Here is a 7725-nt window from a genome sequence, read left to right on the forward strand (position 1 = left end):
CCCGCCTCGCCCGGCGCCTCCCCGCCCGCGTCCCCCGGCGCGTCGCCTTCGGCCGGCCCGCCGCGCGGCGACGCGGAGAGCCCGTCCGCCAGGCCGTCCCACTAAGCCGTCCCTGCAAGCCGTCTGAGGGAGCCCTACATTGCTGAACGCTCCGGAGGCGTCGCCCACCGGACGGCGCGTGATCTCCGCGGTCGTGGTCGTGGTGGCGCTGGTGCTCCAGGTGTCGGTCGCCAACCGGCTGCCGCTGCCCGGCGGCGTCACGCCGGACCTGGTGCTGCTCAGCGTGGTCGCGCTCGCGCTGGTGTCGGGGTCGCTGACCGGCTGCGTCGCCGGGTTCTGCGCCGGGCTCGCCGCCGACATCGTGCCGCCCGCCGACCACACCATCGGCCGGTACGCGCTGGTCTACTGCCTCATCGGCTACGTCTGCGGGATCGCCGCCGCCGAGATGGACCGGCAGTCGATGGTGCCGTTCTTCGCGGTCGCCGCGGGCGCGCTGCTCGGGACGGTCGCCTACGCCGCGATCGGGATGCTGCTCGGCGACCCGCGCGCGTCCTGGGCGATCGTGGGGCGGCTGGTGCCGCTGCAGGTGCTCTACGACGTGGTCGCCAGCCCGTTCGTGGTGTGGTGCGTGCTGCGCGCGACCCGCCGCTACGACCGGCCCGAGCGCAACCGCGACCGGTTCTCGGTCCCGGTGGGGCGGTACCGGACGATGTCGGGGCGGACGCGGCTGTGACCAACCGGACCCATCTCAGGCTGATCGTCCTGTACGTCACGGTCGGCGCGCTGCTGCTGGTGCTGGTGGGGCGGCTGTGGACGATGCAGGTCCTCGAGGGGCGGCACTACCGGCAGGTCGCCGCCGACAACCGGACCCGTGACATCGTCGTCCCGGCCGTCCGCGGCATGATCCTGGACGACCGGGGGCGCACGCTCGTCCGCAACCGCACCGCGCTCGTCGTGTCGGTCGACCGCACCTCGCTGATGCGGCAGAAGGACCATGGCCGGGCCGTGCTGACCCGGCTCGCCGGCGTGCTCGGCACGACCTACGACGCGCTGGCGACCAGGACGCGGCTGTGCGGGCCCGGCATCAGGCGCCCGTGCTGGCCCGGCTCGCCGTACCAGCCGATCCCGGTGGACGACAAGGTCGACGCCAAGCGCGCGCTGCAGATCATGGAGCGGCAGGAGGACTTCCCCGGCGTGACCGCGCAGGTCCAGGCCGTCCGGGACTACCCCCGGCCGGAGGGCGCGAACGCCGCGCAGACGCTCGGCTACCTGCAGCCGATCACGCAGGAGGAGCTGGACAAGCGCAAGGGCCTCAAGGTCACCGGCTACAGCGGCGTCGACCTGATCGGCCGGGACGGCCTGGAGGCGACCTACGACGCCGACCTGCGCGGCGAGCCCGGCCTGCGCAAGGTCCTGGTCGACAGCCAGGGACGCGTCACCGGCACCGCGCAGGACAAGCCCGCCGTCCCCGGCGGCAACCTGGTGACCAGCATCGACGCGGGCGTGCAGGGCGCGGCGGAAAAGGCCGTCCAGGACGCCGTGAAGGCCGCGCGCTCGCAGGGCAAGCACGCCGACTCGGGCGCGGCCGTGGTGATGGACGTCCAGACCGGGCACGTCGTGGCGCTCGCCAGCTACCCGTCCTACGACCCGTCCATCTGGATCGGCGGCATCTCGCAGGAGCAGTACGATGCGCTGCTCGGCAAGAAGAAGGGCGAGCCGCTGATCTCGCGGGCCACGCAGGGGCAGTTCGCGCCGGGCTCCACCTTCAAGGTCTCGTCGGTGGCGGCGGCCGTCGGCGACGGCTACGACCTGCGCGGCACCTACGCCTGCCCCGGCTCCTACAACGTGGGCAGCCGCGCGTTCCGCAACTTCGAGGGCGAGTCGCACGGCGACATGAGCCTGCACCAGGCGCTGGTCGTCTCCTGCGACACCGTGTTCTACAAGTTCGCCTACGAGGAGTGGCTCCGCGACGGCGGCACCAAGCCGAAGAAGAACCCGTCCGACCCGATGGTCAGGATGGCGCGCCAGTGGGGGTTCGGATCCAAAACCGGGATCGACCTGCCGAGCGAGTCCAGCGGACGCATCCCGGACCGGGCCTGGAAGACCGCGTACTGGAACGCCACCAAGAAGGCCGACTGCAAGGCCGCCAAGGACGGCTACCCCGACATCGCCGAGTCCGATCCGGGCCGCGCCGCGTACCTGAAGGCGGTCGCGGCGGAGAACTGCGCCGAGGGCTACGTGTGGCGCGCGGGTGACGCGGCGAACTTCTCGGTCGGGCAGGGCGACGTGCTCGCCACGCCGCTCCAGCTCGCGCGCGCCTACGCGGCGCTCGCCAACGGCGGACGGCTGGTCGTGCCGCGCATCGGACGGGCGGTCGTCCGCGCGGACGGCACGGTCGTGCGCCGCCTCCCGGACCCGCCCGCCGGGAAGCTGCCGGTCGATCCGCAGGTGCTGAAGTACATCCGGGGCGGCCTGGCGGGCGTGACCAAGTCCGGGACGGCCGCCGGGGCCTTCAACGGCTTCGACTTCAAGAAGGTGGACGTCGCCGGCAAGACCGGCACGGCGGAGGTCTACGGCAAGGACGACACGTCCTGGTTCGCCTCGTTCGCCCCGGTGAAGAACCCGCGCTACGCCGTCGTCGTGATGATCTCCCAGGGCGGGCAGGGCGCCAACGCCGCTGCGCCCGCCGTCCGCCAGATCTACGAGGCCATGTACGGGTTGAAGAACGGGAAGCCGATGGTCGGCAAGGACGGGCGGCTGCCGTCCGAACTGCCGCGCCCGCAGGCCGTGGTCGACCAGGAGGCGTCCGGTAAGACGGGAACCGGCAAGACGGGGCCGGGCCGCAAGACCGGGCCGTCCGGGCGGCCGACGACCGGTCCGAGCGGGACGGCCGAGCCGGACGGGGAGAACGGTCCCTCCGGAGCCGCCGCGCCCGCCCTCGACCCGTCCGTCCCCAGCGGAGCGGCCGGAACGGGCGGAACCGGCAGCTCGGGTGGAACGAGTGGACCGCCGACCGGCCTGGCCGGACGACGGTCCGGAGCAGGGGCCGCGCCGTGACCGGGCTGGGCGGGTTCGCCGGGCCGGTCGAGGGCTACGGCGAGCGGAACCCCTGGCGGCGGCGCGCCGCCGGGCTGCGCCGCCTCGACTGGACGCTCATCCTGTCGGTGCTGGCGCTGTCGGTGATCGGGACGCTGCTGGTCCGGTCCGCGACCTTCCACCTGCTGACCGAGCAGGGCCGCGACCCCGAGTGGTTCCTCAAGCGACACATCCTGAACCTGGTGATCGGGCTCGTGCTGGGCGCGGTCGTGACCGTCCTGGACTACCGGCTGCTGCGCGCGTACGTCCCGATCCTGTATGGCCTGGCCTGCGTCGGGCTGCTCGCGGTCCTCACCCCGCTGGGCTCGACGATCAACGGCTCGCACTCCTGGATCGTCATCGGCGGCGGGTTCCAGGTGCAGCCCTCGGAGTTCGCCAAGGTCGGGCTGGTCGTGGTCATGGCGATGGTGCTCGGCGAGCCGCGCGACGGCGAGGTCGGCCCCGGCCGCCGGGACGTGCTGCTCGCCCTCGGCCTGGCGGGCGTCCCGGCGGCGCTGATCATGCTGCAGCCCGACCTCGGCACCACGCTGGTGTTCGCCGTCGTGGTGATCGGCATGCTCGCGGTGTCCGGCGCGGCCAAGCGGTGGATCGCCGGGCTGGTCGGCGGGGGCGTCCTCCTCGCGCTCGCCGTCTGGTTCTTCGGCATCCTGAAGCCGTACCAGCTCGCCCGGTTCACCGCCTTCCTCGACCCGTCCGCCGACCCGCGCGGCGCGGGCTACAACGCCCAGCAGGCGCGGATCGCGATCGGCTCCGGCGGCGTGTTCGGCAAGGGCCTGTTCCACGGCGAGCAGACCGCCGGGCACTTCGTCCCCGAGCAGCAGACCGACTTCGTCTTCACCGTCGCGGGGGAGGAGCTGGGGTTCCTCGGCGCCGCCGCGATCCTGCTGCTGCTCGGCCTGGTGCTGTGGCGCGGGCTGCGGATCGCCTCGCAGGCGGCCGACCTGTTCGGCACGCTGGTCGCGACGGGCGTGGTGTGCTGGCTGGCGTTCCAGACGTTCGAGAACGCCGGGATGACCCTGGGGATCATGCCGGTCACCGGACTGCCGCTGCCGTTCGTGTCCTACGGCGGGTCGGCGACCTTCGCGAACATGATCGCGCTGGGGCTGCTGCAGGCCGTCCACGTCCGCCGCCGCCCCTTCGACTAGCGCCCGCGCAGGGGTCCGGCCGGCGCTTCGCGGGGGCACGAGCGGAGCCGGGTGGCCGCCGGGGGGCGGGGGAGCGGCCGATCGACCGGTCCGCCGGGGATAGGCTTGAGGGTCTATCCCATGTCCAGCCACCGGAGGCGCACCGTCATGTCCGTAGAGTCGATCTTCCCGCGCCTGGAGCCGCTGCTCCCGAGCGTGCAGAAGCCGATTCAGTACGTCGGTGGCGAACTGAACTCGCAGGTCAAGGACTGGGACGCGGCGACCGTCCGCTGGGCGCTGATGTACCCCGACGCCTACGAGGTCGGGCTGCCGAACCAGGGCGTCCAGATCCTCTACGAGATCCTGAACGAGCGCGAGGGCGTCCTGGCCGAGCGCACCTACGCGGTGTGGCCGGACATGGAGCAGGTCATGCGGGACAACGCCATCCCGCAGTTCACCGTCGACTCGCACCGCCCGGTCGGCGCGTTCGACGTGTTCGGCGTGTCGTTCTCCACCGAGCTCGGCTACACCAACCTGCTCACCGCGCTCGACCTGGCGGGCATCCCGCTGGAGTCCGCCGACCGCACCGACGGGCACCCGATCGTGCTGGCGGGCGGGCACGCCGCGTTCAACCCCGAGCCCATCGCCGACTTCGTGGACGCCGCCGTGCTCGGCGACGGCGAGGAGATCGCGCTGGCGATCACCGAGGTGATCCGGGAGTGGAAGGACGAGGGCGAACCCGGCGGCCGGGACGGGGTGCTGCTGCGCCTCGCCGAGACCGGCGGCGTGTACGTGCCCCGGTTCTACGACGTCGAGTACCTGCCGGACGGCCGCATCAAGCGCGTCGCGCCGAACCGTCCGGGCGTCCCGTGGCGGGTCGAGAAGCACACCGTCATGGACCTCGACCAGTGGCCCTACCCCAAGAAGCCGCTGGTCCCGCTGGCCGAGACCGTGCACGAGCGGTTCTCGGTGGAGATCTTCCGGGGCTGCACCCGCGGCTGCCGGTTCTGCCAGGCCGGCATGATCACCCGTCCGGTCCGGGAGCGGTCGATCACCACGATCGGCGCGATGGTGGACGAGGGCCTGCGGCAGACCGGGTTCACCGAGGTCGGCCTGCTGTCGCTGTCGTCGGCCGACCACAGCGAGATCGCCGATGTCGCCAAGGGCCTCGGCGACCGCTACGAGGGCACCCACACCTCGCTGTCGCTGCCGTCCACCCGGGTGGACGCCTTCAACATCACCCTCGCCAACGAGTTCTCCCGCAACGGCCGCCGCTCCGGTCTGACCTTCGCGCCCGAGGGCGGCTCCGAGCGGATGCGCAAGGTGATCAACAAGATGGTGTCGGAGGACGACCTCATCCGCACCGTCACGACCGCCTACGAGAACGGCTGGCGGCAGGTCAAGCTCTACTTCATGTGCGGCCTGCCCACCGAGACCGACGAGGACGTCCTGGAGATCGCCGGGATGGCCAAGCGCGTGATCAAGGCGGGCCGCGAGGCCACCGGCCGCAAGGACATCCGCTGCACCGTCTCCATCGGCGGGTTCGTGCCCAAGCCGCACACCCCGTTCCAGTGGGCCGGGCAGACCAACCACGAGACCGTCGACCGGCGGCTCCGGCTGCTGCGGGACGAGCTGCGCTCCGACAAGGAGTACGGCCGCGCCATCGGCCTGCGCTACCACGACGGCCAGCCGTCGGTGATCGAGGGCCTGCTGTCCCGCGGCGACCGCCGCGTCGGCAAGGTCATCCGCGCGGTGTGGGAGGACGGCGGCCGGTTCGACGGCTGGTCGGAGCACTTCTCCTTCGAGCGCTGGACGTCCGCCGCCGAGACCGCGCTGGCCGGCGAGCCCGTCGACCTGGACTGGTACACGCTGCGCGACCGCGACGAGGTCGAGGTCCTGCCGTGGGACCACCTCGACGCCGGCCTCGACCGCGAGTGGCTCTGGCAGGACTGGCAGGACGCGATCGACGAGACCGAGGTCGAGGACTGCCGCTGGACGCCCTGCTACGACTGCGGCGTCTGCCCGACGATGGGCACCGAGATCCAGATCGGCCCCACCGGCAAGCGCCTCCTTCCCCTCAGCGTCGTCTGACCACCCGCGCGGTGGGGGGCGCGGCGGACCCGTCCCGCGCCCGCCACGCGCCTGTCACCGGGGCCTCTGAGCTGCGTGCGGGCGCCGCTTCGGGATGCCCGGGGGCTCAAGTGGGCCGAGGGGGCCGTACTCTATAGAGAGACGTTTTCGACTCGACACGAGTAGGAAGGACCAGAACCCTGGCTCCCATGCCGGAGGGTCCAGCACCGGCCCCCGTGATCCAACGCCTGCGTGTCCGCTACGCCAAGCGGGGCAGGCTGCGGTTCACGAGCCACCGCGACATTTCCCGGGCCGTGGAACGCGCCGTACGGCGTGCCGGGATCCCTGTCGCGTTCAGTGCCGGATTCACTCCGCACCCGAAGATCTCCTATGCGGGTGCGGCCGCCACCGGTGTGGCCAGTGAGGCCGAGTACCTCGAGATCGGGCTGACCGAGCCCCGCGACCCTGCGCGGGTGCGCGCCGAGCTCGACGCCGCCCTTCCGCCGGGCCTCGACGTCGTCGACGTCGTGGCCCTCCCGGAGGGGACGGGCAAGAGCACCGCGCTGGCCGATCGGCTCCAGGCGTCCGAGTGGCGGGTACGGCTCGACGGTGTCGCCGCGGGCGACGCCGAGGCCGCCGTGTCCGCCTTCCTGGCCGCCGGGGCGGTGGAGGTCGAACGCCTCACCAAGAAGGGGCGCCGCCGTTTCGACGTGCGTGCCGCCGTGTCCGCCCTGGAGGCTTTCCAGGACGCCGACCGGCGCGGCACCGAGGCGACGGATGCCCCATGTGCGATACTTCGCATGGTTGTGCGGCACACCACACCCGCCGTACGACCCGACGACATCCTCACCGGCCTCCGCCAGGTCGCCGACCTCGCGCCGCCGTCACCCCCGCTGGTGACCCGGCTGGCGCAGGGGCTCCTGGACGAGCAGACCGGTGTGCTCGCGGATCCGCTCGATCCCGACCGGGAGACCGCGTCCGCCGCCGGCGACGAGGCCGGTCCGGCGGACGGTTCCGCCTTGCCGCGATCCGGCGACGCCGCGGGCGTGGATGCCGTCAGCGCCCGCTCGTAGGGCCGAAGCCGCCGCCGCCACGCCCGTGGCGGCGCGGAACCGGCCGTCAGGGAGCGGCGGGCGCGCCCCCGACGACTTCGTCGGCGCGACCGGACCCGGTGTCCGGGCGCGTCGGCGCCGATGACTGACGGAGTGCTCCCGTGCGGCGCACCGCGGCGAACCGCCCTCACCGGCGGGGCGTGCGGTCGCGCCCGGGAGCCTGACGGGAGAAGCCCGCATGCTTGAGAACGAGAACGATCCGGCCAACGGGGCCGAGAACCCCGCGGATTCGCGTCCCACCGTGACGACCACGCGCCGCCGCGTGGCCAGCCGCCCGGCGGGTCCGCCGCCCGACCCGGACCCGGCCGGCGGAGAGGCCGCCG

At 73.0% G+C, this 7725-nt stretch carries 5 protein-coding genes; all 5 read left to right on the plus strand.

Annotated elements, in window-relative coordinates; translation table 11 throughout:
• The first annotated feature begins 139 nt into the window (after nucleotides 1-139).
• The 5 genes from mreD (at nucleotide 140) to DZF91_RS31570 (ending at nucleotide 7363) form a co-directional block, all read left to right on the plus strand.
• Nucleotides 140-733: a rod shape-determining protein MreD gene (mreD, locus tag DZF91_RS31550; RefSeq protein ID WP_117360717.1), complete on the plus strand. Its 594-nt coding sequence runs from the start codon at nucleotides 140-142 to the stop codon at nucleotides 731-733.
• A complete protein-coding gene (gene mrdA, locus DZF91_RS31555) occupies nucleotides 730-3057 on the plus strand; it encodes a penicillin-binding protein 2 (protein ID WP_117360718.1) in 2328 nt (775 codons plus the stop codon). The genes mreD and mrdA overlap by 4 nt, the downstream gene beginning before the upstream one ends.
• A complete protein-coding gene (gene rodA / locus DZF91_RS31560) occupies nucleotides 3054-4241 on the plus strand; it encodes a rod shape-determining protein RodA (RefSeq protein ID WP_117360719.1) in 1188 nt (395 codons plus the stop codon). Before mrdA ends, rodA begins: the two co-directional genes overlap by 4 nt.
• Before the next feature lie 147 nt (nucleotides 4242-4388).
• Nucleotides 4389-6311, plus strand: a complete 1923-nt coding sequence (locus tag DZF91_RS31565; RefSeq protein ID WP_117360720.1) for a TIGR03960 family B12-binding radical SAM protein — start codon at nucleotides 4389-4391, stop codon at nucleotides 6309-6311.
• Nucleotides 6312-6499: 188 nt separating this feature from the next.
• Nucleotides 6500-7363 (plus strand): TIGR03936 family radical SAM-associated protein, encoded by an 864-nt coding sequence (locus tag DZF91_RS31570; protein ID WP_117360721.1) that lies wholly within the window; start codon nucleotides 6500-6502, stop codon nucleotides 7361-7363.
• The last annotated feature ends 362 nt before the right edge of the window (nucleotides 7364-7725 follow it).

Origin of the sequence: Actinomadura logoneensis (assembly GCF_003428695.1) — a bacterium.
Classification (GTDB): Bacteria; Actinomycetota; Actinomycetes; order Streptosporangiales; family Streptosporangiaceae; genus Spirillospora; species Spirillospora logoneensis.